At 71.5% G+C, this 22,321-nt stretch carries 23 protein-coding genes and 1 tRNA gene; 13 read left to right on the top strand and 11 right to left on the bottom strand.

Annotated features, from left to right (window positions below; all coding sequences use genetic code 11):
- The first annotated feature begins 184 nt into the window (after positions 1–184).
- Entirely contained in the window at positions 185–349 is a 165-nt protein-coding gene (locus ACFT7S_RS22340) for a hypothetical protein (RefSeq protein WP_382734591.1), read from the top strand.
- A 111-nt stretch (positions 350–460) separates the two neighbouring features.
- On the opposite strand, the gene ACFT7S_RS22335 is transcribed toward ACFT7S_RS22340, so the two are convergent.
- Entirely contained in the window at positions 461–2,017 is a 1,557-nt protein-coding gene (locus ACFT7S_RS22335; RefSeq protein ID WP_382734589.1) for a FadD3 family acyl-CoA ligase, read from the bottom strand.
- Between the two features lie 99 nt (positions 2,018–2,116).
- Between ACFT7S_RS22335 and ACFT7S_RS22330 the strand changes: the two genes are divergently transcribed.
- From ACFT7S_RS22330 to ACFT7S_RS22320, 3 genes are read left to right on the top strand one after another with little or no spacing between them, the layout of a single operon-like run.
- Entirely contained in the window at positions 2,117–3,265 is a 1,149-nt protein-coding gene (locus ACFT7S_RS22330; protein WP_382734767.1) for a lipid-transfer protein, read from the top strand.
- A gap of 1 nt (position 3,266) precedes the next feature.
- Entirely contained in the window at positions 3,267–3,737 is a 471-nt protein-coding gene (locus ACFT7S_RS22325; protein WP_382734587.1) for a Zn-ribbon domain-containing OB-fold protein, read from the top strand.
- 6 nt (positions 3,738–3,743) lie between these two features.
- The gene (locus tag ACFT7S_RS22320; RefSeq protein ID WP_382734585.1) at positions 3,744–4,529 is read left to right on the top strand and encodes an enoyl-CoA hydratase/isomerase family protein; all 786 of its coding nucleotides are present in this window, start codon (positions 3,744–3,746) and stop codon (positions 4,527–4,529) included.
- A 16-nt stretch (positions 4,530–4,545) separates the two neighbouring features.
- Here the strand turns inward: ACFT7S_RS22320 and ACFT7S_RS22315 are convergent, their stop codons facing one another.
- Positions 4,546–5,094 carry a hypothetical protein gene (locus tag ACFT7S_RS22315; RefSeq protein ID WP_382734583.1) on the bottom strand — a complete coding sequence of 183 codons (549 nt, stop codon included), beginning with the start codon at positions 5,092–5,094 and terminating at the stop codon, positions 4,546–4,548.
- Between the two features lie 267 nt (positions 5,095–5,361).
- Here ACFT7S_RS22315 and ACFT7S_RS22310 point away from each other — a divergent pair, with 267 nt between their 5' ends.
- Entirely contained in the window at positions 5,362–5,991 is a 630-nt protein-coding gene (locus ACFT7S_RS22310) for a hypothetical protein (RefSeq protein WP_382734581.1), read from the top strand.
- Between the two features lie 111 nt (positions 5,992–6,102).
- Here the strand turns inward: ACFT7S_RS22310 and ACFT7S_RS22305 are convergent, their stop codons facing one another.
- Together ACFT7S_RS22305 and ACFT7S_RS22300 are read right to left on the bottom strand one after the other, a co-directional pair.
- On the bottom strand, positions 6,103–8,592 hold the full coding sequence (locus ACFT7S_RS22305; protein WP_382734579.1) for a PQQ-binding-like beta-propeller repeat protein: 2,490 nt from the start codon (positions 8,590–8,592) through the stop codon (positions 6,103–6,105).
- A 163-nt stretch (positions 8,593–8,755) separates the two neighbouring features.
- Positions 8,756–9,565 (bottom strand): VOC family protein, encoded by an 810-nt coding sequence (locus ACFT7S_RS22300; RefSeq protein WP_382734577.1) that lies wholly within the window; start codon positions 9,563–9,565, stop codon positions 8,756–8,758.
- Positions 9,566–9,923: 358 nt separating this feature from the next.
- Here ACFT7S_RS22300 and ACFT7S_RS22295 point away from each other — a divergent pair, with 358 nt between their 5' ends.
- Positions 9,924–10,571 (top strand): TetR family transcriptional regulator, encoded by a 648-nt coding sequence (locus ACFT7S_RS22295; RefSeq protein WP_382734575.1) that lies wholly within the window; start codon positions 9,924–9,926, stop codon positions 10,569–10,571.
- 141 nt (positions 10,572–10,712) lie between these two features.
- Here ACFT7S_RS22295 and ACFT7S_RS22290 read toward each other — a convergent pair whose 3' ends face one another.
- Both ACFT7S_RS22290 and ACFT7S_RS22285 read right to left on the bottom strand, forming a co-directional pair.
- The gene (locus ACFT7S_RS22290; RefSeq protein ID WP_382734573.1) at positions 10,713–11,192 is read right to left on the bottom strand and encodes a nitroreductase family deazaflavin-dependent oxidoreductase; all 480 of its coding nucleotides are present in this window, start codon (positions 11,190–11,192) and stop codon (positions 10,713–10,715) included.
- Entirely contained in the window at positions 11,192–12,406 is a 1,215-nt protein-coding gene (locus ACFT7S_RS22285; protein WP_382734765.1) for an acyl-CoA dehydrogenase family protein, read from the bottom strand. Before ACFT7S_RS22285 ends, ACFT7S_RS22290 begins: the two co-directional genes overlap by 1 nt.
- Before the next feature lie 151 nt (positions 12,407–12,557).
- Here ACFT7S_RS22285 and ACFT7S_RS22280 point away from each other — a divergent pair, with 151 nt between their 5' ends.
- From ACFT7S_RS22280 to ACFT7S_RS22265, 4 genes are all read left to right on the top strand, one after another.
- A complete protein-coding gene (locus tag ACFT7S_RS22280) occupies positions 12,558–13,739 on the top strand; it encodes an acetyl-CoA acetyltransferase (RefSeq protein WP_382734571.1) in 1,182 nt (393 codons plus the stop codon).
- 38 nt (positions 13,740–13,777) lie between these two features.
- The gene (locus ACFT7S_RS22275) at positions 13,778–14,455 is read left to right on the top strand and encodes a pyridoxal 5'-phosphate synthase (RefSeq protein WP_382734569.1); all 678 of its coding nucleotides are present in this window, start codon (positions 13,778–13,780) and stop codon (positions 14,453–14,455) included.
- An 84-nt stretch (positions 14,456–14,539) separates the two neighbouring features.
- On the top strand, positions 14,540–15,451 hold the full coding sequence (htpX, locus tag ACFT7S_RS22270; RefSeq protein ID WP_382734567.1) for a zinc metalloprotease HtpX: 912 nt from the start codon (positions 14,540–14,542) through the stop codon (positions 15,449–15,451).
- Positions 15,452–15,460: 9 nt separating this feature from the next.
- Positions 15,461–16,045, top strand: coding sequence for a hypothetical protein (locus ACFT7S_RS22265; protein WP_382734565.1), 585 nt, complete (start codon positions 15,461–15,463; stop codon positions 16,043–16,045).
- 28 nt (positions 16,046–16,073) lie between these two features.
- Here ACFT7S_RS22265 and ACFT7S_RS22260 read toward each other — a convergent pair whose 3' ends face one another.
- Both ACFT7S_RS22260 and ACFT7S_RS22255 read right to left on the bottom strand, forming a co-directional pair.
- The gene (locus tag ACFT7S_RS22260) at positions 16,074–16,496 is read right to left on the bottom strand and encodes a Zn-ribbon domain-containing OB-fold protein (RefSeq protein WP_382734563.1); all 423 of its coding nucleotides are present in this window, start codon (positions 16,494–16,496) and stop codon (positions 16,074–16,076) included.
- A complete protein-coding gene (locus ACFT7S_RS22255; RefSeq protein WP_382734561.1) occupies positions 16,493–16,945 on the bottom strand; it encodes a DoxX family protein in 453 nt (150 codons plus the stop codon). The genes ACFT7S_RS22260 and ACFT7S_RS22255 overlap by 4 nt, the downstream gene beginning before the upstream one ends.
- Before the next feature lie 191 nt (positions 16,946–17,136).
- Between ACFT7S_RS22255 and ACFT7S_RS22250 the strand changes: the two genes are divergently transcribed.
- On the top strand, positions 17,137–18,324 hold the full coding sequence (locus ACFT7S_RS22250) for a flavin-containing monooxygenase (protein ID WP_382734559.1): 1,188 nt from the start codon (positions 17,137–17,139) through the stop codon (positions 18,322–18,324).
- Between the two features lie 37 nt (positions 18,325–18,361).
- Here ACFT7S_RS22250 and ACFT7S_RS22245 read toward each other — a convergent pair whose 3' ends face one another.
- The gene (locus ACFT7S_RS22245; protein ID WP_382734557.1) at positions 18,362–19,231 is read right to left on the bottom strand and encodes an NAD(P)H-binding protein; all 870 of its coding nucleotides are present in this window, start codon (positions 19,229–19,231) and stop codon (positions 18,362–18,364) included.
- A 101-nt stretch (positions 19,232–19,332) separates the two neighbouring features.
- Here ACFT7S_RS22245 and ACFT7S_RS22240 point away from each other — a divergent pair, with 101 nt between their 5' ends.
- Positions 19,333–20,283 (top strand): AraC family transcriptional regulator, encoded by a 951-nt coding sequence (locus ACFT7S_RS22240; RefSeq protein WP_382734555.1) that lies wholly within the window; start codon positions 19,333–19,335, stop codon positions 20,281–20,283.
- A 17-nt stretch (positions 20,284–20,300) separates the two neighbouring features.
- Here the strand turns inward: ACFT7S_RS22240 and ACFT7S_RS22235 are convergent, their stop codons facing one another.
- Both ACFT7S_RS22235 and ACFT7S_RS22230 read right to left on the bottom strand, forming a co-directional pair.
- Positions 20,301–21,164 carry an NAD(P)H-binding protein gene (locus ACFT7S_RS22235; protein ID WP_382734553.1) on the bottom strand — a complete coding sequence of 288 codons (864 nt, stop codon included), beginning with the start codon at positions 21,162–21,164 and terminating at the stop codon, positions 20,301–20,303.
- A 147-nt stretch (positions 21,165–21,311) separates the two neighbouring features.
- A tRNA-Met gene (locus tag ACFT7S_RS22230) sits at positions 21,312–21,385 on the bottom strand.
- Between the two features lie 381 nt (positions 21,386–21,766).
- Here ACFT7S_RS22230 and ACFT7S_RS22225 point away from each other — a divergent pair.
- Positions 21,767–22,213, top strand: a complete 447-nt coding sequence (locus ACFT7S_RS22225; RefSeq protein ID WP_382734551.1) for a subtilase-type protease inhibitor — start codon at positions 21,767–21,769, stop codon at positions 22,211–22,213.
- Positions 22,214–22,321: the final 108 nt, after the last annotated feature.

The following is a 22,321-nucleotide window of genomic DNA, read 5'->3' as shown; positions in this document are numbered from 1 at the left end:
CGTTTATCCCGCCCCGCCATTCTCATACCTGTCGGTCCGTCGCGTCGGGGGGCAGACGGGGGGACAGGCGGCCACACCACTAAGGTGAGCGGCCCCAAGAGGCCCGTCCGGCAGTCCACGGGGGAACAGCCGGACGGGCCTCGCCAATCCATCGCTTACCGCACCAGAGACGGAGTTGACCACCATGGCCGACGCAGCGAAGCAGGACCCGATTCTCAAGCCGGCAGACCAGCACGCCACGGGTGAGCCGGGGACTCCGATCACCACGCAGGACCAGCACGCGACTGGCGAAGAACTGACCACTCTGGACCAGCACGCCACGTCGGAGCCGCTCAAGCCGGCGCTGTAGAGACCTAACCCGCACGGGGGAGCGGCCGCGGCGGCGCGGAGGGGGAGCCGTCGCGGCCGCTGCATGTCTGCGCACGGTTCACGCACCCGCCGGCCCGCCGGCCATGAGCGCCTACCCCCTCCCCCGCAGCTCCCCCTTCAGCACCTTGCCGCTCGCGTTTCTCGGGAGTTCGGCCATGAACTCCACCGTCCTCGGGACCTTGTAGTTCGCCATCTCGCGTCTCGACCAGGCGATCAGGTCGTCCGCCGTGAGCGTCGTGTCCGGGCGGCGGACCGCGTATGCCTTGCCGACCTCGCCCAGTCTCGGGTCCGGGACTCCGATCACCGCCACGTCCGCCACATCCGGGTGCAGGCCCAGGAGTTGTTCGATCTCGGCCGGGTACGCGTTGAAGCCTCCGACGATGAACATGTCCTTGATCCGGTCCGTGATACGGAGGTTGCCGGCGTCGTCCAGGACGCCGATGTCGCCCGTGCGGAGCCAGCCGTCCGGGGTCATCGTGGCGGCCGTCGTGTCCGGGTCCTCGAAGTAGCCCGTCATGACGTTGAAGCCGCGGACCAGGACCTCGCCGGGAGTGCCCGGGGCCGCCAGGACGCGGACCTCCGTGCCGGGGATCGCGCGGCCGGAGGTGGAGGCGATGACGTCCGCCGGGTCGCCGGTGCGGCACATCGTGACGATGCCGCTCGCCTCGGAGAGGCCGTATGCGGTGAGGACCGTTGCTATGCCGAGCTCGCTGCGCAGGCGTTCGACCAGTTGGAGGGGGACCACCGCCGCGCCCGTGACGACCAGGCGGAGGGCCGAGAGGTCGTGGGCGGTGCGGGACGGGTGGTCCAGGAGGGACTGGTGGAGGGTGGGCGGGCCCGGGAGCACCGAGATGCGTTCTGCGGCGATGTTCGCCAGGACCGTCTCCACGTTGAAGACCGGCTGCGGGACCATCGTCGCGCCCCGCATGAGGCAGGCGATGATCCCCGCCTTGTAGCCGAAGGTGTGGAAGAACGGGTTCACGATGAGGTAGCGGTCGCCCTCGCGGAGACCGGCCAGCTCGCTCCAGATCGCGTAGCACCGCAGCGTCTGGGTGTGGGTGATGACCGCACCCTTGGGGCGGCCCGTCGTGCCCGAGGTGTAGATGATGTCCGAGGGGGTGGTGGGCGTGATCGCGGCCGCCCGTTCCCGTACCGCCTCCGGTGATATCCCCTCCCCGGCGGCCAGGAAGTCCTTCCAGGTCAGGTAGTCGTCGGGGGCGCTGTCCGCCAGCACCACCACCCGTTCCAGGACCGGCAACCTGACCTCGGAGCGGCGCAGGGACGCCACGTACGACGTGCCCAGGAACGTGCCGGTGACGAACAGCAGCTTCGCCCGGCTCCGTTGCAGGATGTACGCCGCCTCCGTGCCCTTGAAGCGGGTGTTGAGCGGGACGAGCACCGCGCCCGCCGTGACCGCCCCGAGCGCGGAGACGATCCAGTCCAGGGTGTTCGGCGCCCAGATCGCGACCCGGTCGCCCGGCTCCACGCCGGAGGCCATGCACGCGGCGGCGGCCCGTTCGACGCGTTCGCCGAGTTCCGTGTAAGAGATTCGGGCGCGGCCCTCGACGACCGCCTCGCGGTCCCCGTACCGTTCGGCCGCCGCCCGTACCAGCTCCGGGACGGTGGACCATTCCTCGTCGCCGCGCATCGTCTGTCCTCCCCGCCGAACCGCACAGTAGCTGACTATCCGTCAGATTAGCTGTAGCCTCTGGCGCTGTCAGCAGTCATGACGGTCCCGGAGGTGGCGGTGGCGACGCTCAAAGACGTGACAGCGATAGCCGGTATAGGGCAGACGGCCTTCGCGAAACAACTCCCCGAGAGCGAGAAGGTGTTGGCCTGCCGGGCCATCGTCGCTGCCCTCGACGACGCCGGGATCGCGGCATCGGAGGTCGACGCCTTCGCCTCGTACACGATGGAGGAGACCGACGAGGTCGAGATCGCCAAGGCCATCGGCGCCGGTGATGTCACCTTCTTCAGCAAGGTGGGGTACGGGGGTGGCGGCTCCTGCGCGACGATCGCGCACCTCGCGGCTGCCGTCGCCACCGGTCAGGCGAGTGTGGGGGTCGCCTGGCGGTCCCGGAAGCGCGGCTCGGGGCCCCGGCCCTGGAAGAACACCGCCGTCCAGCTGCCGACCCCCGCCCAGTGGACCCGGCCGTACGGGCTGCTGCGGCCCTCGGACGAGATCGGGATGCTGGCGCGGCGCTATATGCACGAGTACGGGGCCACCCGCGACCATCTCTTCAACGTCGCCCTCGCCTGCCGCAACCGCGCCAACCAGAACCCGGACGCGGTGATGTACGAACGGCCGCTGACCCGCGACATGTATATGACCTCCCGCTGGATCAGTGAGCCGCTCTGTCTCTTCGACAACTGTCTGGAGACGGACGGGGCACTCGCCTGCGTCATCGTCTCCGCCGAACGCGCCCGCGACTGCCGGCAGAAGCCCGTCTACATCCACTCCGTCGCCCAGGGACTCCCCGCCCAGCACCACGGGATGGTCAACTACTGGAACGACGACCCGCTCACCGGACCCGCCTGGACTGCGGCCCGACAGCTGTGGAAACAGGCCGACTTCGGGCCCGGTGACGTCGATGTCGCCCAGATCTACGACGCGTTCACCCCGCTCATCCCGCTCTCCCTGGAGGGCTACGGCTTCTGCGGGCGCGGCGAGGGCGCCGCGTTCACGGAGGGCGGCGCGCTGGAGAGCGGCGGGCGGCTGCCCATCAACACGGGCGGCGGCGGGCTCAGCGAGGCGTACGTGCACGGCTTCAACCTCATCAACGAGGGCGTGAAGCAACTGCGCGGCGTCTCCACCGCCCAGGTCCCCGACGCCGCGACCTGCCTGGTCACCGCCGGGGAAGGCGTCCCCACCTCCGCCGTCCTGCTGAGGAGCTGACATGTCCGACAGTCTGCTGTCGCCCGTCGTCGACGAGGACGGGGCGCCGTTCTGGGAGTTCGCGGCCCGCGGCGAACTCCGGGTCCAGACGTGCGCCGCCCCCGACTGCGGCGAGCTCCGCTTCCCGCCCCGGCCGTGCTGCCCGCGCTGCCAGTCCTTCGACAGCGAGTGGCGGCCGATGAGCGGGCGCGGCCGGATCTGGTCGTACGTGGTCCCGCATCCGCCCCTGCTGCCCGCGTACGCCGAACAGGCCCCGTACAACGCCGTCGTCGTCGAACTGGCCGAGGCCCCGAGAATCCGGCTGGTCGGGAATGTGGTGAGCGGGCCGGATGCGGCGCTGAACTCGGTCGATCCGGGGAGGTTGCGGATCGGTGCGGCGGTGAAGGCGGTCTTCTGCCCGGCCGGCCCCGATACCACCGATGCCTCCGACTCCCCCGGCGTGACCGTGGTCCGCTGGCTGCTGGAGCGGTGAGCGGCGGTGCTGCGTACGGAGACGGATCACGGGACCGGGGTCGCGCTCGTCACCCTCGACCGGCCGGAGAAACTCAACGCGATCGACCTCGCGACGGCGGCCGAACTTGCGGCGCTCTGGCGGGAGTTCCGCTACGACGAGGGCGTACGGGCCGTCGTCCTCACCGGGGCGGGCGGGCGCGCCTTCTGTACGGGGCTCGACCGGGGGGTGGCGGTTCCGCAGCCCCCTTCCCCGTACGCGATCGACGATCCCCTGATCGCGATCGGGCCCAAGGCGAACGATCTGTGGAAGCCCGTGATCGTGGCGGTGGAGGGGATGGCCTGCGGCGGGGCGTTCTATCTGCTGGGCGAGGCGGAATTCGTCATCGCGTCCGAGGAGGCGACGTTCTTCGACCCGCACACGACGTACGGCATGGTCAGCGCGTACGAGGCGATCTCGATGGCGCAGCGGATGCCGTTCGGCGAGGTCGCCCGGATGTCGCTGATGGGCACAGCCGAACGGGTCACGGCCCGGCGCGCGTACGAGACCGGACTGGTCAGCGAGGTCACACCGGTCGGCGGGGCGGTGGACGCGGCGCTGCGGGCGGCGGCCGTCATCGCCTCGTACCCGACGGCCGCGGTCCAGGGCACGGTACGGGCGGTGTGGTCGGCGAAGGAGGCGGCGCGGACGCAGGCGCTGGCCCACGCCCCGCAGCTGATCGCGCTCGGGAATCTGGCGCCGGAGCGGCAGACCGAGCTGTTCGAGAAGCGGGACGCGAGTGGGGCCGGGCGCGGGACGTATCGCTTGCGGTGAGGGAGAGGGGTCCGGGTCAGTAGCGCGGTTCCGCCGTGACGCGGCACGTCTTCACCTTGGACACCTTGCGCGGACTGTCCATGCGGACGGTGAGGCTCTTGACGTCGCCGTACGCCAGTTCCGCGGTGGTCTCGCCCGTGTCGACGGTGTTGCCGAGCGCGTCCAGGAAGGTCACCTCGACGTCGTACGTCTTCGCCGTGCCGGACGCCGTGGACCGGAGCTGGATGACGGACGAGGTGACGGCCTTGCGCTTGCCCTTGCGGGCCTGGGCGCAGCGGATGACCCGTACCTCGGGGGCGTCCGAGGCCGTGGAGACCGGGGTCGGCGTGCCGTAGTCGGTGCCGCCGGACGAACTGCTCGACGAGTCGTAGTCGTTGTCGTCGTAGTCGTAGTCGTGGTTGTTCTTCTTGGAGCTGGAGCAGCCACCGCCGCTCGAGCCGCTGCTCTTGCCGCTGCGGCTCTTGCCGCCACTGCCCTTGCCTCCGCTGCTGGAGGTCGAGAATCCGGTGAGCGCGAGCACCACCACGACCAGTACCGCCGCGAACCTCATACGTCGCCGCATCATCGATGCAGCCCCCCTTGCGTTGTTGACACGTCCTTCGGCGCCGAGCGGACCGCGCGACACCGTAGCGCACAGCATTCCGGCCAGGTCCGGCAGGCCGGTCATGACCCTGTCACGGTCTTGTCATCGTCTGCGCGCCGGACAGGCCCCAGGCGGGGTGATCGGCTCCGGTCGCGGGCGGGTTCGGCCGGGCGTAGCGTCGGATTCCGGGGAGGTGCGTACGCCGGTAGGCGTGCGCCGCGCGCATCGCAAGCTCGCAGGAGGCTGCCGGTGATCCGCAACGTCCTCGGCTCCGTCGTCGCCCTCGTGGGGGCGGCGGCCGCTGTCGTGAGTCCCTTCCGTAACTGGTACGAGGGCCGGCTCGGGCGCGACTACCGAATCCAGGACCTCTTCGAGGGCATTACCGCCACGGAGTCCGCGGTACTGCTTTCGATCCTGTTGCCGTTCCTCTTCGCCGCGGTGGTGGCCCTGGCCGGAGTGCTGCTCCGGTCGCGGCTCGTGGTGGCGTTCGCGGGTGTGGTGGTGCTGGGCTTCACCGTGCTGTGGATGGTCCGTCAGGGGCAGGCGGCAAACGGCCTGACGGTGGGCGGGGACGGTTCCGGACTTCAGACGGGGGTGGCGATCGCGGGGTCCGGTGGGCTGTTGCTGCTACTGGGTGCGGCGCTGATGTCGGGGCGGCGGGGTGGGGCGCGGCACCGTCGTACGGAACCCTTTACGGCGCCGGGGTCGGAGCATCCGGATACGTGGCCGCCCACGCAGGAGCCGGGGCCGGCCGCGCAGACGTCTCCGTGGCCGGAGCGGGAGGTGGACCCGTACGTGGGCCCGAGCCCTCGCGAGGACCAGGAAACCCGCTCGTACCCGACGCAGGACGAGGGCCCCGACCAACGCCCACCCCGTTGACGTTTGTCCTGAATCGCCGGACGGGCTGGGGTGCTGGACGGATTGCGTCACGCCATCCAAGCCCGCCCGGCGATTGAGGACAGAGCGGTGACCGGCGCACCCGGTCGTCCCCTACGCCCGCGCCCGATTCCCCGTGCCCGTCCCCTTCAGCGCGTCCAGCGCGTACACGCAGCGGTCCTTGCTGCACGCGTACACCACGCCCGCCTGCGCCACCGGCGACCCCGTGATCTCGCCGCCCGTGGCGAGCTTCCAGCGGAGCTGGCCGCCCGCCGCATCCAGCGTGTAGAGCACGTGGTCCGCGGAGCCGAAGTGCACGCGTCCGTCCGCGACCACCGGCGCGCCCACCACGTCGCCGCCCGCCGCGAACCGCCACTTCGGCGTGCCCGTCACCGCGTCCAGCGTGTACAGCGCGCTGCCACTGCCGACGTGGACGTTCCCGTCCGCCACCAGCACCGGCTCGATGGACTGGCGGGCCTCCGTGGCGATCCGCCAGCGGTCCTTGCCGTTCGCGGCGTCGAGTGCGTACACCGTGCCGAGGTAGTCGGCGAGGTACACCCCGCCCCCGGTGACCGCGGGCCCCGGGGCGAACGCGGGCGGGGACAGGAAGACGGCCGGCGACTCGAAGTGCCAGCGCACATGGCCGGAGACGGAGTCCACGGCCAGCACCCGGGTCCCCGCGGAGACGTACACGCAGCCGTCCGGCGCCGGGGCCACCCGTACCGGCACACCGCCGCAGGAGGCCGCGTCACCGATCGGGTACGACCAGCGCTCACCACCGGTACGGGCGTCGACGGCCCGCAACCGGGAGTCCTGCCACAGGTACACCGTGCCGTCATGTATCGCGGGCCCGGCCTCCGGTGTCTCGAAGTCCGTCTGGACGCCCGAGGTCTCCCACAGCTTCTCGCCGCTGGACGCCTCCCACGCCTGGACGCCGCCGCCCCGCGTCCCGGTCAGGACGGTGCCGCGGTCGGCCTTCAGGGAGTAGACCCAGGCATCCGTCTGCAACCGCCACCGTTCGGCACCGGTCGCCGCGTCGAGCGCGTACAGGGACGGGCCGTCCGAGCCGTGGATCCGGCCGCCGTCGACCGCCATCGCCCAGGCCACGTCCCGGGTCTTGAACTGGCGTCTCCCGTTGCCCACATCCAGCGCGTGGACCTCGAACGACGTCACGTACAGCAGGTCCCCGGCGACGACCGGCGTGCCCCACACGTCGTTCGACATGCGAAAACGCCAGGGCCGCCAGCGGTCCGGCGCGGCGGGCGCCGCATCCGGCGCGGGCGCGGGGGCGGGCACCGGGGCGGTCGGCGGGGTAACGCCGTTCACGCCCGCGGGCGGACGCACCCAGCCGGTGGCCGGATCGGCGTGAGCGGCCGCGGCGCCACGGATCTCGCCGGGCCGCAGCCCGGGACCGATCGGCACCTTCGCACCGGCCAGCCGTACGGGTCCGCCGTCGGGCGACGGGGACACGGCGGGGCCCGGTCCGGGCGACGGGGAACGGAGATCGGCGCCGCTGCGCCAGGCCGTGTCCCAGTCCGCGCCGTGCGGCCGCTGCGGCCGCTGCGGCGGATTCGGCGGCTGCGGGGGCGCGGCCACCGGCGCGGCGTGCGCCGGAGCACGCGCGGGAACCGGGGTCGGAGCGGCGACCGTGCGGCCGCCGCCGCGCCGCTGCTCGATCATCGCGGTGGCCAGGTGCGGCAGCCATGCCGACGCCGTACCGCTGTCGTCGCTGCCGGAGGCGAAGAGGTGCGGAGCGAGCTGGGCCTGCAGATCGGCCGGGCTGGGCCGCCGCGTGGCGTCCATCTGCATACAGGACTCGATCAGCGGCCGCAGATCGTCGGGCAGGCCCTCCGTGTCGGGGCCCTCCCGGAGCAGCATGAACACCGTCTCGACGGGGTTGGCCCCGTGGAACGGCGCATGCCCGGTCGCCGCGAACACCAGCGTCGAGCCGAGCGAGAACACATCGCTGGCCCCGGTCACGCTCCGCGAGTCCCGCGCCTGCTCGGGAGACATGTAGGCGGGAGTGCCGACCGCCACATTCGTCATGGTCAGCCGGGTGTTGGAGACACCGGACGCGATCCCGAAGTCGATCACGCGCGGACCGTCCTCGACGACCAGCACGTTGGACGGCTTCAGGTCGCGGTGGACGAGCCCCGCGCCGTGGATGGACTGGAGTGCCTCGGCGATCCCGGCCGCCAGCCACCGCACCGCCTGGGTCGGCATCGGCCCGCACTCATTCACTATCTCCTCGAGCGAGGGGGCGGGTACGTAGGCGGTGGCCAGCCACGGCACCGCCGCTCGCGGGTCTGCGTCCACCACGGCGGCCGTGTAGAAACCGCTCACCGCGCGGGCCGCCTCCACCTCACGCGTGAACCGGACCCGGAACAACTGGTCCTCGGCGAGCTCCGTACGTACCGTCTTGATCGCCACCCGCCGGCCCGACGCCGAGCGCGCGAGATAGACCAGCCCCATGCCGCCGGCCCCGAGTCGTCCCAGCACCTCGAACGGGCCGATCCGCCTCGGGTCGTGCTGCGTCAGCTGCTCCACTTGCCTGCCACCTCCCCGTACGGGCCTCAAGAACAGAAGCCCGCGAAATCCCGCCATGTGCAGCGTCTCACCACTGGGCACCACCTGGCGGTGCGCACCCCCGATTCTTCCTGTCGGAGGCCCCCGTTGCGAACCCGGGGGCGGATCGGGGTGTCTTATGGCACTTCATCCGGTACCGGGACACCCCGGATGCGGGCGGGGACAGTCACCGGGTGCCGCGTCAGGGCAGGAGCTCGGTCGGCTGGAGTACGGCGAAGGCGGCGCCCTGGTCGTCCTGGACGACCGCCATCCGCCCGTACGGGATGTCGAACGGCGGCGCGGTGACCCGGCCGCCCAGGTGGACGACGGTCTCGGCGGCCCGGTCGCAGTCGGCGACCGCGAAGTAGGTGAGGAAGTAACTGGGCATCTCGGCGGGGAAGGCGTCCGTGATGACACTGCGCCCGCCGATCGCCGTATCGGGCCCCGGCTCGGTGCCCGCGGGCGACCACATCCGGTAGTCGATGCCCGACTCGGCCGTTCCGGTCCCGCCCTCGGCGGACTCGCCCAGATCCGTCGGCTTGAAGCCGAAGACCTGCTCGTAGAAGGCGTCCACGGCTTCCGGCCGCCGGGTGTAGACCTCGGTCCAGCAGAAGGCACCCGGCTCGTTCTGCTTCTCGAAGCCCGCCCGGTCGCCTGCCTGCCACAGTCCGAAGACCGCGCCACCGGGGTCGGCGGCCTGGGCCAGCACCCCGGCCCGGCCCGCCCGCACGGGGTCGGTGATCACCTGGCCGCCCGCTTCCCTGATGAGGGCCACGGTGGCGGTGATGTCGTCGGTGGAGAAGTAGACGCCCCAGGCGGTCGGCATCCGGCCGTCCCGTTTGGCGGCGAGCGCGGCGACGAGCCTGCCGTCGTTGAAGGCGTCGGCGAAGGGCAGGCCGTCGCCCGCGCGGAAGGTCCAGCCGAAGAGCCCACCGTAGAAGCGCTTGCCCGCTTCGAGGTCGGAGAGCTGCACATCCACCCAGCACGGCACGGAGTGCGCGAATGCGGCCATGGGCCCGGATCCTTCCGTAGCGGTGTCGCCCGAGTAGTGATGCCCGTCACAGTCAACGTAACGGCGGGTGCGGCGCAGCGCGCCCCGACGCACCCATATAGAACATTCGCCCTAATCGTGAAGGCCCTGCGCCCGGCGTGGACAAAGTTGTCCACCGAAGTTGTCCACAGGCTGTTGATAACACTTTCGCCGACACGATGCCGACACTCATGCCGCGCGCGCAGCGGGCGGTGACCCCCGTCGCCGCTCGTGGCCGAAAACCCACCACACACCCACCACACACCCCGCCGGTCCTGCGGCGTTCCCCATTTGCAGTCGGCCGAATCGCGCTCCGATCACCCCTCGGTAAGCTGACGGCATGACAGGACAAGTACGCACCGTCGACGGCCGCGTGGCCGGTCGACGCGGTCAGGCGACGCGGCAGAAGCTGCTCGACTGCCTCAGCGAGATGCTCAGCTCCTCGCCGTACCGGGACGTCAAAGTCATCGACGTCGCCCGGAAGGCGGGGACTTCACCCGCGACCTTCTACCAGTACTTCCCCGACGTCGAGGGCGCCGTCCTCGAAATCGCCGAGGAAATGGCCAAGGAGGGTGCCGGGCTGACCCAACTGGTCGCCGGCCGCTCCTGGGTCGGCAAGGCCGGCTGGCAGACCTCCGAGGAACTGGTCGAGGGATTCCTCGACTTCTGGCGCCGTCACGACGCCATCCTCCGGGTGGTCGACCTCGGCGCGGCCGAAGGCGACAAGCGGTTCTACAAGATCCGCATGAAGATCCTGAACTCGGTCACCAACTCCCTTACGGAGTCGGTGAAGGAGCTTCAGGCCAAGGGCAAGGTCGACAAGGACGTCAGTCCGGCGGCGATGGCGGGTTCCCTGGTCGCGATGCTGGCCGCGGTGGCCTCGCACCAGAAGGGCTTCACCACCTGGGGCGTCAAGCAGGCCGAGCTCCGGCCCAATCTGGCCCTGTTGGTGCACCTGGGTATCACCGGCAAGAAGCCGACGAAGTAGGCGCGGCGCCGGACCTACCTCACACGCTGGGCGCTCAGCCGCAACCCGGGCACCCACGTCGTCCTGTCTCACCGACGGCGGACCACAGCAGTGCCTGTGGTCCGCCGTCGGCGCCTGCGGCCTCGGACGGCGAACAGGCCCTCAGTCCCGGCGCTCCAGCCGGAACAGCCGGATCTCCCGCTCGATCCTCGCCTGGTACGTCGCATACGGCGGCCAGAACCTCAGCGCCGCCTCCCAGACCTCGGCCCGCTCCGCCCCCTGGAGCAGTCGCGCGCGCACCGGGACGTCCCGGCCCTTCCAGCTGACGTCGGCGTCCGGGCAGCCGAGCAGATTGGCGGTCCAGGCCGGATGCCCCGTACGGCCGAAGTTGCTGCCGACCAGAATCCAGCTCTCCGGCGGCCCCTTCTGCGGCATGCAGGCCAGGGGGACTGTCCTCAGCTGCCCGCTTTTCGCACCCCGCACGGTGAGGACGAGGCCCGGCAGCATCTGTGCGCTGAGCATCACCCTGCCCCGGGTGAGCCGGTGCACCGTACGGTCCATGACAGGGATGACATGCGGGGCGATCCTCGCGAAGGCGCGGGTCGAGGAGATCTTCTGGACCAGCCGGACGCCGGGCGCCATCAGACGGCCACCTCGGCCCCGGCGCCACCGGTCAGGAACAGCCCGGCCTGGTGCGCCGCGCGGTCGCGCAGCCGGTGGACGGGGCCGAAGAGCAGTTCGTCGGCCGTGGCCCGCTTGAAGTAGAGGTGCGCCTCGTGTTCCCACGTGAACCCGATGCCGCCGTGCAGCTGAATGGCCTCGGCGGCGGTGACCCGCAGCGCCTCCAGCGCCTGCGCGAGCGCCAGACCGGCGGCCGTCGGGTCCCAGGCCGCGTAGTACGCGGCCGAGCGGGCCGCCTGCACCCGTACGTACGCGTCCGCGAGGCGGTGCTTCACCGCCTGGAAAGAGCCGATCGCCCGGCCGAACTGCTCCCGGGCCTTCACATACTCGACGGTGCGTTCCAGCGCGCTCGCCGCTGCCCCGGCCGCTTCCGCCGCGAGCACCGCGGCGGCCGTGCGCCCGGCCGCCGCCAGGGCTGCGGCTGTCTCGACGGCGCTGTCCACGCCCAGGAGTTCGGCCTCGGTGTCGCGCAGTTCGATACGCCCGAGCGGCCGTGTCTCGTCCATCGAGGTCTGCCTGGTGCGGACGAGCCCGGCCGCCGTCTCCGTACGCACGAGGAAGAGGAGCGTACGGCTGCGCGGGAAGCCGCCCGTGTGCGCGGCGACCACGAGCAGTCCCGCACTGTGGCCGTCGAGGACCTGTGCCGCCTCGCCGTACAGCCGCCAGCCCTCCTCGCCACCGGCCGGCCTCGCCTGTACGCCACCGGCCCGACCACCGCCCGCCCAGTCGCCGGTGCCGCCTGCGTCACCCGTGTCGTCGCCCGTGAGACCGAGGGCCGTGGAGAGGCCGGTGCCGGGGACGGCGAGGGTGGCGGTCAGTTCCCCCGCCGCGAGAGCCGGCAGCAGGGCGGTGCGCTGGGCCTCGGTGCCGAGTGCGGTGATCAGGGGGGCGGCGAGGGCAGCGGTGGCGAGCAGCGGCGAGGGCAGCAGGGCCCGGCCCGTCTCCTCGCAGGCGAGGGCGAGCTCGGCGGTGCCGCAGCCGACACCGCCGTACGCCTCGGGGATCGCGAGCCCCGGCAGCCCGAGGTCGCGGGCGAGCTGCCGCCACAGGGCGGCGTCGTACCCCTCGGCGGTCCGTACGGCGGCCCTGACCTCGTCGGGTCCACAGCGTTTAGCCAGCAGTTCGCGCAGCGTGCGGCGGATCTCGTCCTGTTCCGCGGTGAAGGCGGCGTCCATCATCGGGCTCCTTCCCCTCGGTCAGGGACCTGCGCCCCGACCTGACGGGCCGTCATGCTAGGCGTGAAGGTCCGAAAAACCCAGAGCCCCGCACGCGCACCGCTCGCGCAACCCTCTTGCTGCTCCCACCATCTGATGTACCGTCAGATTCATGCCTTCCTCCCTCTCCACCACCCCGCGCCGGGTCGCCGCAGTCGGTATAGCGCTGGCGGACTGCGGACGCGTCGACGAGGCCACCCCGTACGCCCTGCACGCCCAGGCCGCCCGCCGGGCGCTCACCGACTCGGGCCTCGACCGGTCCGTCATCGACGGTTTCGCCTCCGCGGGGCTCGGGATGCTCGCGCCCGTCGAGGTCGCCGAGTACCTCGGCCTCACCCCCACCTGGGTGGACTCCACGGCGGTCGGCGGCGCGACCTGGGAGGTCATGGCGGCCCACGCGGCGGACGCCATCGCCGCCGGTCACGCCAATGCCGTCCTGCTGGTGTACGGATCGACGGCCCGGGCCGACATCAGGGCAGGGCGCAGGACGTCCAATCTGTCGTTCGGGGCACGTGGCCCGCTCCAGTTCGAGGTGCCGTACGGGCACTCGCTGATCGCCAAGTACGCGATGGCCGCACGCCGCCATATGCACGAGTACGGGACGACACCGGAGCAGCTGGCCGAGGTGGCGGTCCAGGCGCGGGCGAACGCGGCGGCCAATCCGGACGCGATGTTCCGGGACCCGATCACGGTGGACGAGGTCCTGTCGGGGCCGTTGATCGCGGACCCGTTCACCAAACTGCACTGCTGCATCCGCAGCGACGGCGGATGCGCGGTCCTGCTGGCCGCCGAGGAGTACGTACCGGACACGGCGAAGGACCCGGTGTGGATTCTCGGGACCGGTGAGTACGCCTCGCACTCCACGATGTCCGAGTGGGAGGACTTCACGGTCTCCCCCGCGGCGGTCTCGGGCCGGCTGGCGTTCGAGCGGGCCGGGGTGCGTCCCGCCGACATCGACCTCGCCGAGATCTACGACGCGTTCACCTACATGACGCTCGTGACGCTGGAGGATCTGGGTTTCTGTGCGAAGGGCGAGGGCGGAGCGTTCATGGAGAAGGGCCGCACGGGTCTGACGGGAGAGCTCCCTGTGAACACGGACGGCGGCGGCCTTTCGGCCTGCCATCCGGGGATGCGGGGCCTGTTCCTGCTGGTGGAGGCGGTACGGCAACTGCGGGGCGAGGCGGGCGAACGCCAGGTGCACCGCCCGGGCGGCCGGCTGCCGGAACTGGCGGTGGCCTCGGGAACGGGCGGCTGGTTCTGCTCCTCGGGGACGGTGGTGCTGGGGCGGGGGTGAGCGGACACCCCCCGACCCCTTTGCGATGGAATGGCCGCATGCCCGATTCGCACAGCACCTTCCTGGACCTGCTCCACGCCCAGCGCGTGTGGGACATCGACCTCCCCTCCTTCGACCCGGCCACCGCGCCCGGCGATCCCGTCACCCTCTTCCACACCTGGTTCACGGAGGCAGTGGCCGCCGGGCAGCCGGAGCCGCACACCATGTCCCTCGCCACCGTCGACGAGGAGGACCGCCCCGACGTCCGGACGCTGATGCTGCACGACGTGGACGAGCGCGGCTGGCACTTCGCCTCGCACGCCACCAGCGCGAAGGGCCACCAGCTCGCCGCCCGCCCACAGGCCGCGCTCGGCTTCTACTGGCCGGCGCAGGGGCGGCAGGTACGCGTACGGGGGCCGGTCACCGCGGCGAGTCCGGCGGAGAGCCTGGCCGATCTCCACGCCCGCTCGACGGGTGCGCTGGCATCGGCGCTGGTGGGACGGCAGAGCGAGGTCCTGGAGACACGGGACGCGCTGGTCCGGGCCTCCGAGTCCGCCTGGGAGCGGGCCTCGTCCACGCCGGACGCGGAGGTGCGGAGCTGGACCCGGTACGTGGTCGAGCCGCAGGAGGCCGAGTTCTTCCAGGGCGACGCGCGGCGCCAGCACGTACGGCTGCGCTACCGCCTGGACGGGCATCTGGGCGGCGGGTCATGGGTACGGGAGCTCCTCTGGCCCTGAGCCCCCCGACGACTCAGGCGGATTTATTCGATTTCAACAAGAAAGGGGCATTATGGGAGACAGATGGGCCGTAGGGAGGCACCCATGGCACGAGCCCGTTCCCGTTACGCCCCGGACCGCGGTCTGACGACGCGCATGGTGACGACGATGTTCTTCATCGGCCTGCTGTACGTGGTCTTCGTCGGCGTGCTCCTGGCGGTCCTGCGCGGCTCCTGGCCCCTCATCCTGATCATCACGGGCGGCCTCTTCGTCGCCCAGTTCTGGTTCAGCGACCGCATCGCGGCGTACGGGATGGGGGCCCGGGAAGTCACCCCCGAGGAGGCACCCGAGCTGCACGGCGCCATCGACCGGATCTGCGCCCTGGCCGATATGCCGAAACCCCGGGTGGCGATCGCACAGAGCGACGTGCCGAACGCCTTCGCCACCGGCCGCAACGAGAAGACGGCCCTGGTCTGCGCCACGACCGGGCTCCTGCGCAGACTCGAACCGGAGGAGCTGGAGGGCGTCCTCGCCCACGAGATGTCGCACGTCGCGCACCGGGATGTCGCGGTGATGACGATCGCCTCGTTCCTGGGCGTCCTCGCGGGTGTCATCACCCGGATCGCACTCTGGGGCGGCTTCGCGCGCAACAGCCGCGGCAACGACCCTGCGGGCATCGTCGTCCTGCTGATCCCGTTGATCAGCGCGGTCGTCTACGCACTGAGCTTCCTGCTGACCTGGCTGCTCTCCCGCTACCGCGAACTCTCCGCCGACCGCACCGCCGCCCTGCTCACGGGCCGCCCCTCGGCACTCGCCTCGGCCCTGACGAAGATCAGCGGACAGATGGCCCGGATACCGACGGAGGACCTGCGGAAGGCGGAGCCGTACAACGCCTTCTACTTCGTACCCGCGTTCGCCTCCAAGGAGAGCTTCGGGCGGCTGATCTCCTCGCACCCGACGCTCGAACAGCGCCTCGACCAGCTCGCCCGTATCTCCGCCGACCTGTCCCGGCCGTAAGGAACGTCCATGGGCTTCCTCGACACCATCCTGGGCCGCAGCAAGCCGGTCCGCCCCGACCTCGACCAGCTCTTCGCCGTCCCCTCCGCCGCGCTGACCCTCCAGGCGGCCGCGGGCTTCACCCTCACCGGCCTCGGCTCGGTCTGCTTCGCAGGCGTGGAGGGTGGCGGCTTCGCCCGCCTCCAGGAGGACGTACGGGAACTGCTCGACGCGGACACCGGCCGGGGCGGAATCCCGGTGGAGTTCAGCCGGGACGCGTACGGCTACACGTGGCTGCTCGCCCGTCAGCCGCCCGACGACACGGCGGCCCTGGTCAACGACCTGCACGCGGTCAACACCCTGCTCCAGGACGGCGGCTTCGGCCCGCACCTGCTGTGCTCACTGATCGGCTTCCACCACCCGGACGGACGCGGGCTCGCCCTGGTCTACCTCTTCAAACGCGGCACCTTCTACCCCTTCGCACCACTGCCCGGCACCACCGAGAAACGCGACAACCAACTGGAACTGCAGGCGAGAGCGGTCCTGGGCGACGACCTGAAAGTGGAAAAGGACCTGGCCCGCTGGTTCCCGGTGTGGGGCGCACCGGGGCTGTGATGTGAACCGGGGCTGTGACCGGCGCGCATCAGCCCTCCGGGCCGAAGACCGGGATCGATTCCCTGCCCTCCTCGTGGCGGAAAGTCACCATGAGCGGCATGCCGATCGTCAGGGCCGACGCATCGCAGTCCACGAGTTCCGTCATCATCCGCGGGCCCTCGGCGAGGTCGACCACCGCCGCCGTGTACGGGACCCGGGAGCCGAACGGGGGCAGGTCGTTGCGGTGGACGACGGACCAGGTGTAGAGCGTCGCGTGGCCGCTCGCGCGCTCCCAGGTGACATCCTCGCTCCAGCAGCGGGGGCAGAACTCGCGCGGGTAGTGGTGGGCCCGGGTGCAGGCGCCGCAGCGGCGCAGCAGCAGGCGGCCCTGCGCCGCGGCATCCCAGTAGGGGCGGGTGAAGGCGTCCGGCTCCGGGAGGTCGTAGCGCGCTGCCGCCGCCTGAGGAGTCAAAGGAACAGTCCGATCGCCTCGTCGAGCGACCAGGTCTGCCAGGACATCGCGAACAGCGCGACGAGCGAGATCAGCGCCATCATCGCGTTCTGCCCCTGCTCGGCCCAGTCGTGGATCATCAGCACCAGATAGAGGATGTTCAGGAGCAGTCCTCCGACCAGCGCGACCGGCGTGAGGAACCCGGCGATCAGCCCGAGCCCCAGAGCGAGTTCGGCGTAGACGACGACGTACGCCATGAGCCTGGGGCGGGGTTCGACCACGCGCCGGAAGCCGGCACGGACCACCGGCCAGCGGTGCTTTCCGGCGACGTCCGCCGCCCAGGCGATGCCCGTGCCGCGCTCGAACCAGCCCTTCCTGTCCTTGTGGCGCCAGCTCTCCAGCCACCACAGGCCGAGCCCTATGCGCAGGACGGCGAGCCACTCGGCCCCACCGAGCACGATCGTCTGCATCGGGACTCCTCCCGGTCACTGGAACGTGATCTGACGGTACGTCAGTTCACCCGATCGGGGCCGCCGTGCGCAAGAGGTGCGCGGGACGAACGCGAGACGCACGCAAGACGTACGCACCCGTGATCAATTCGCAACCGATTCCAACCTTGACCGAGACCCATCAAGTGATCGCACGATTACGCTCCATAATCATGTCCGAAAGCACACCCGCCCCCAGCAGCCCCCTTTCCACCCGTATCGACCGCACCGACGGCCGGCCCGTCTATGTCGTCGGCGGTGGTCCGGGCGGTCTCGCCGTCGCGGCGGCCCTGCGCGAACAGGGCGTTCGGGCCGTCGTACTGGAGAAGTCCGAGAGCGTCGGGGCCTCCTGGCGCCGCCACTACGACCGGCTTCGTCTGCACACCACCCGACGCTGGTCCGCGCTGCCGGGCCTGGCGATGCCCCGCCGGTTCGGGCGCTGGGTGTCCCGCGCGGACGTGGTGCGCTACCTGGAGAAGTACGCCGAGCACCACGCGCTCGAAGTGGTCACCGGCGTCGAGGTCTCCCGTATCGAACGGGCCGTCGACGGCAGCGGCTGGCAGCTGACCGCGAGCGGCGGCCGGGTCCTGACCGGGCGGGCCGTCGTCGTCGCCACCGGCTACAACCACACGCCGCGCGTCCCGGACTGGTCCGGGCGCGACACGTTCACCGGCGAGCTGCTGCACGCATCGGAGTACCGCAACCCCACCCCGTACGCCGGTCAGGACGTCCTCGTCGTCGGGATCGGTAACACGGGGGCGGAGATCGCCGTGGACCTGGTGGAGGGCGGCGCTTCCCGGGTGCGGATCGCGGTACGCACCGTTCCGCACATCGTCCGCCGTTCCACCGCGGGCTGGCCCGCGCAGGCGACCGGCGTCCTCGTACGGCGGCTGCCGGTACGGCTCGTGGACCGGGCGGGCGGGGTCATGGCGAAACTCGCCGTCCCGGACCTGTCCGCCCAGGGCCTGCCCCGCCCCGCCACGGGCCTGTACTCCCGCGTCAAGGAGGGTGCGATCCCGGTCCAGGACGTGGGCCTGATCGACGCGGTGAAATCGGGCCGGGTGGTGCCGGTGGCGGCCGTGGAGTCCCTCGACGGGGACGCGGTGGTCCTGGCCGACGGCACCCGGATCACCCCGGACACGGTGATCGCCGCGACCGGGTACCGGCGGGACCTGGAGCAACTGGTCGGCCACCTCGGCGTCCTGGACGAGCGCGGCCGGCCGGTGGTGCACGGGGGGCGTACGCCCAAGGACGCGCCGGGCCTTTACTTCACCGGGTTCACCAACCCGATCAGCGGCATGTTCCGCGAAATGGCCCTGGACGCCCGGAAGATAGCCAAGAGCGTGGCCGGCTCGGGCTGACGGCAGGGAGCCGCGGGACGCCGGGTGCGGGCCTCGTCTACGCCCACGTCCCCTTCGCCGCGACGCGTCGCGCCCACGCGGCCAGGTCCGCCGGTTCGCGGCCGAGGACCTGCTGGACTCCGTCGCCCAGGGCCGCCGAATGACCCGCCCGGTGCACGGCGAACATCCCGCCCAGGAGGTCCGCCATGGCCTCCGGCCAGCCCTGGCCCAGGAGTTCGGTGCGGTACGCGTCCGGGGTCAGCTCCTCGTATCGGATCGGGCGTCCCGCCGCCCGGGCAATCGTCTCCGTGGCCTGGGCGAACGTCAGCGCGCGGGGGCCCGTGAGCTCGTAGGTCCGGCCCTCGTGACCGTCGCCGGTGAGGACTGCCGCCGCGACCTCGGCCACGTCGTCGGCGTCGACGAACGGCTCGGGCATCGCACCGATGGGCAGGGCCAGGAGGCCCGCCTTCAGCGGCGCGTGCCACAGGTCCTCGTCGAAGTTCTGGAAGAAATTGCTCGGCCTGATGATCGTCCACTCGGCGCCGGACCCCCGTACCGCCGCCTCGCCCGCCAGCATGCCCTGCCCGAAATCGTCCCCGGCCGCCTCGACACCGTGCCCGGACAGCGCCACGAAGCGGCGTACGCCCGCGCGCACGGCCTCCGCGACGAACTCCCCGACAGGGGCCGGGTCCTCGGGCGCCACCAGGTAGACGGCCAAGGCGCCGCTCAGCGCGGGCTCCCAGGTCGCCGGGACCGTCCAGTCGAAGGTCACCTCGCCGGAGCGCGAAGCCGCCCGCACCCGGGCCGTACCGGTGTCGCGCAGGTGCCGGACGACCCGGCGGCCGGTCTTGCCCGTGGCGCCCAGGACGATGATGTCGGAGGAGGTGGTTCGCGTGCTCTGCGGTGCCTTCGTGGCCTTCGTTGTCATGGGGCAAGTCCATCGCGTGACGGGACCCGGAGCCATGGCCGTCCGTCCGCGGTGCATAGGAGATCGTCCGTAACGCCCGGGCGTCTGCCTATCGTTGCGGCATGGATGTGTTCGATGAACTGTTGGGCGGCGTCCGGGGCAGAGGCGCGGTGTTCGGCCGTTCGGTGCTGTGGCCGCCGTGGTCGCTGCGGTTTACGGACGGGGCGTATCTGACCCTGTGCGTACCGCTGCGGGGTGCCGGGTGGATCGTCCCGGAGGGTGGCGCGCCGCTGCGAGTGGGGCTCGGTGAGGCCGCGATCGTACGAGGGCCTGCGCCGTTCGTCTTCACCGACGACCCGGAGCCGGGCTCGGGGGACAGGACGGGGGCTGCGGTACAGGACGTGCGCTGGTTGACCGCTACGGGCGGCGAGCAGGCTCCCGCCGATGAGATCACCGGCCCCACCGTGCTGCTGGCGGCCGCCTACGACGTACAGGCCGAAGCTCCGCAACGGCTGCTGCGCGTCCTGCCACCGGCGCTCGTCGTACCGGACGGCGACGACTGCGCGCCGATGCGGGACTACCTGGAGGCACAGATCACCGGGTCGCGGCCGGGCCGGCAGATCGTGCTCGACCGGCTGCTCGACTGGCTGCTGGTGTGCACGCTGCGCGACTGGTTCGACCGGCCGGAGGCCGAACCGCCCAAGTGGTACCAGGCGCTCGGAGACGAGGTGGCGGGGCCCGCGCTGCGTGCCATGCACGAGGACCCGGCGCACCCGTGGACGACCGCGGAGCTGGCGAGCCGGGCCGGAGTGTCGCGCACGACCCTGGCCAAGCGGTTCACGGAGCTGGTCGGGGAGGGCCCGGTGGCGTATCTGACGGAGTGGCGGATGACGCTCGCCGCGGATCTGCTGGCCCGCCCCGAGCTGACGGTGGCGTCCGTGGCGCGGCGCGTGGGGTACGCGGACGCTTTCGGCTTCAGCGCTGCGTTCAAGCGGCTGCGGGGCGAGAGCCCCAGCGCGTACCGCCGGGCCGTGCCCGAAGCCCGCCGGGAGCACGAGGCGCCGGCGGGCTGAGCAGCGGGGGCGTCCCGTCAGACCCGCCAGGCGCCCCCCGCCGCCGCGTCCTGCACGAAGTCGGAGAAGTCGCGGGGCGCGCGGCCGAGTGCGCGCCGGACCCCGTCGGCCACCGTGGCCTCCCGACCCGTCCGGACCGGCTCCAGCGCGGCGGTCCAGAGCGCCGCCTCGTCCTCGGGCACTCCCTGGGCGACCAGGCCCGACCGGAATTCGTCCTCGCCCGTCGGGACATAGGTGGCCCGGCTCCCGGTCACCTTCGCGATCTCGGCGAGCACCTCGTCGACGGTGAGCGCCCGGGGGCCGGACAGTTCGTACACCTCGCCCGCGTGGCCGTCCCCGGTCAGTGCGGCGACGGCCACCGCCGCGATGTCCTCGGCGTCGACGAACGCGGCGGCGCCGTCCGCGGTGGGCAGCGCGAGTTCACCGGCGTTCACGTCGTCCAGGAAGACGCCCTCGCTGAAGTTCTGGGCGAACCAGCCGGGCCGCAGGATCGTCCAGGCCACACCCGCGGCCCGTACCGCGGCCTCCGCCTCCGTGTGCGGCCCGTTGCCGTCGTAGGAGGCCCCGAAGTATCCGGGCACGTCCACGCCGCGGGCGGAGAGCAGCACCAGCCGCCGCACCCCGCTCGCCACGGCCTCCTCCACCAGGGCGGGCGTCGGGGAGGGCGAGGTGTCCAGCGGGACGATGTAGGCGGCGCTCGCCCCGGCGAGGGCGGGCCGCCACGTGGACCGGTCCGCCCAGTCGAACGGGGTCTCCCCGGACCGCGAGGCCACCCGCGTCTCCACCCCCTGTGCACGGAGCCGGGCCACGACGCGGCGCCCGGTCTTGCCGGTGCCGCCGATCACCACTACGGATTCGTTTGCGCTTGCCATCTGTGTCATACCGAAAGCCTGTTCCGGAATGCCACCCGGCGGCCATGTCCCAGCATCCGGGATGGATGTCCGGACGTCCGGCGGTACGGGAGCCGGCGCCTGCACGCCCTTGACAGAAGAGGCCCGGATCCAGTGGATCCGGGCCTCTTCGTGCAGTAGCGGGGACAGGATTTGAACCTGCGACCTCTGGGTTATGAGCCCAGCGAGCTACCGAGCTGCTCCACCCCGCGTCGGTGGACATCACCATACGTCAGCCGCAACGGCTCCAGGACCACGACCCTCGCAAAGTGCGGGCCGTCGCACGGCCGGTGGCAGCGCCTCACCGACCCCCTGTTCAGCGACAACTTCCGGCCGAAGCAGTCTGTTCGGTGAGCGAAGCAGTCTGCAATAAATGCAGGCCAGACGGTAGTTCGCGGTTGTACCACCGCAAATTGTCCACATGATGGATGCCCCCCGGAAGACACCCGCGCCCGCCGCGAGCTGCCCAAACGACCATTCGGTTGATCCGGGACGAGTAGGCAGGGCTGGAAAGAGCTGATCGACATGCACTCACTGTCCGCATGGGCAAGACTCCCGACCGTAATCGCCCCCCAAGCGAAGGAGTTTCACAGATGCGTTACATGCTTGGCAGAATTGCCATAGCTGCCACGGGAACTGTGCTTGTCGCGACCGGCACGACGGCCATGGGCATTGCGCAGGCCAAGCCTGCTCAGCCGACCGGCCTGTACGCCCCGTCGGCGCTCGTGCTGACGATCAGCAAGGGCGATACGCCCGCCACGGCCACCGTCGAGCGAGCCGTGACCTTGAGCTGCGCACCCCGCCCCAGTGGCACTCACCCCTCACCCGCGGCCGCGTGCGCGGAACTGCACTCCGTCGAAGGCGAGTTCACCCAGCTGACGAAGCCGTCGCCACAGCGGACCTGCACGCGCCAGTGGGACCCTGTCGCGATCACCGCCAGCGGCGCCTGGCAGGGGCGGAACGTTTCCTGGTCGACCGCCTTCGGCAACCCGTGCGAGATGCAGGGAAGCCTGGCCGAGGGTGCGGTCTTCGCCTTCTGATCGAGCCCTGCGCGGATCCGGTCGCGCGTCGCGGGGGGGGGGGGGCCCCCCCCCCCGCGCGGCCGGGCGCCCCCGGGGGGGGGAAGAAAAAGAACGCGGCGGCCGCCG

It is taken from the genome of Streptomyces sp. NPDC057136 (assembly GCF_042670885.1).
Lineage (GTDB): Bacteria > Actinomycetota > Actinomycetes > Streptomycetales > Streptomycetaceae > Streptomyces.
This window is presented reverse-complemented; position numbering and strand designations above follow the sequence as displayed.

Excerpts from the sequence above, each read along its gene's own strand:
- htpX (WP_382734567.1), top strand. The coding sequence starts at position 14,540 with ATGGCACGAGCCCGTTCCCGTTACGCCCCGGACCGCGGTCTGACGACG.
- ACFT7S_RS22285 (WP_382734765.1), bottom strand. The coding sequence starts at position 12,406 with ATGGACGCCGCCTTCACCGCGGAACAGGACGAGATCCGCCGCACGCTG.
- ACFT7S_RS22295 (WP_382734575.1), top strand. The coding sequence starts at position 9,924 with ATGACAGGACAAGTACGCACCGTCGACGGCCGCGTGGCCGGTCGACGC.
- ACFT7S_RS22255 (WP_382734561.1), bottom strand. The coding sequence starts at position 16,945 with ATGCAGACGATCGTGCTCGGTGGGGCCGAGTGGCTCGCCGTCCTGCGC.
- ACFT7S_RS22225 (WP_382734551.1), top strand. The coding sequence starts at position 21,767 with ATGCGTTACATGCTTGGCAGAATTGCCATAGCTGCCACGGGAACTGTG.
- ACFT7S_RS22250 (WP_382734559.1), top strand. The coding sequence starts at position 17,137 with ATGTCCGAAAGCACACCCGCCCCCAGCAGCCCCCTTTCCACCCGTATC.
- ACFT7S_RS22245 (WP_382734557.1), bottom strand. The coding sequence starts at position 19,231 with ATGACAACGAAGGCCACGAAGGCACCGCAGAGCACGCGAACCACCTCC.
- ACFT7S_RS22315 (WP_382734583.1), bottom strand. The coding sequence starts at position 5,094 with ATGATGCGGCGACGTATGAGGTTCGCGGCGGTACTGGTCGTGGTGGTG.
- ACFT7S_RS22240 (WP_382734555.1), top strand. The coding sequence starts at position 19,333 with ATGGATGTGTTCGATGAACTGTTGGGCGGCGTCCGGGGCAGAGGCGCG.
- ACFT7S_RS22325 (WP_382734587.1), top strand. The coding sequence starts at position 3,267 with ATGTCCGACAGTCTGCTGTCGCCCGTCGTCGACGAGGACGGGGCGCCG.
- ACFT7S_RS22300 (WP_382734577.1), bottom strand. The coding sequence starts at position 9,565 with ATGGCCGCATTCGCGCACTCCGTGCCGTGCTGGGTGGATGTGCAGCTC.
- ACFT7S_RS22290 (WP_382734573.1), bottom strand. The coding sequence starts at position 11,192 with ATGGCGCCCGGCGTCCGGCTGGTCCAGAAGATCTCCTCGACCCGCGCC.
- ACFT7S_RS22235 (WP_382734553.1), bottom strand. The coding sequence starts at position 21,164 with ATGACACAGATGGCAAGCGCAAACGAATCCGTAGTGGTGATCGGCGGC.
- ACFT7S_RS22335 (WP_382734589.1), bottom strand. The coding sequence starts at position 2,017 with ATGCGCGGCGACGAGGAATGGTCCACCGTCCCGGAGCTGGTACGGGCG.
- ACFT7S_RS22280 (WP_382734571.1), top strand. The coding sequence starts at position 12,558 with ATGCCTTCCTCCCTCTCCACCACCCCGCGCCGGGTCGCCGCAGTCGGT.
- ACFT7S_RS22275 (WP_382734569.1), top strand. The coding sequence starts at position 13,778 with ATGCCCGATTCGCACAGCACCTTCCTGGACCTGCTCCACGCCCAGCGC.
- ACFT7S_RS22265 (WP_382734565.1), top strand. The coding sequence starts at position 15,461 with ATGGGCTTCCTCGACACCATCCTGGGCCGCAGCAAGCCGGTCCGCCCC.
- ACFT7S_RS22340 (WP_382734591.1), top strand. The coding sequence starts at position 185 with ATGGCCGACGCAGCGAAGCAGGACCCGATTCTCAAGCCGGCAGACCAG.
- ACFT7S_RS22305 (WP_382734579.1), bottom strand. The coding sequence starts at position 8,592 with ATGGCGGGATTTCGCGGGCTTCTGTTCTTGAGGCCCGTACGGGGAGGT.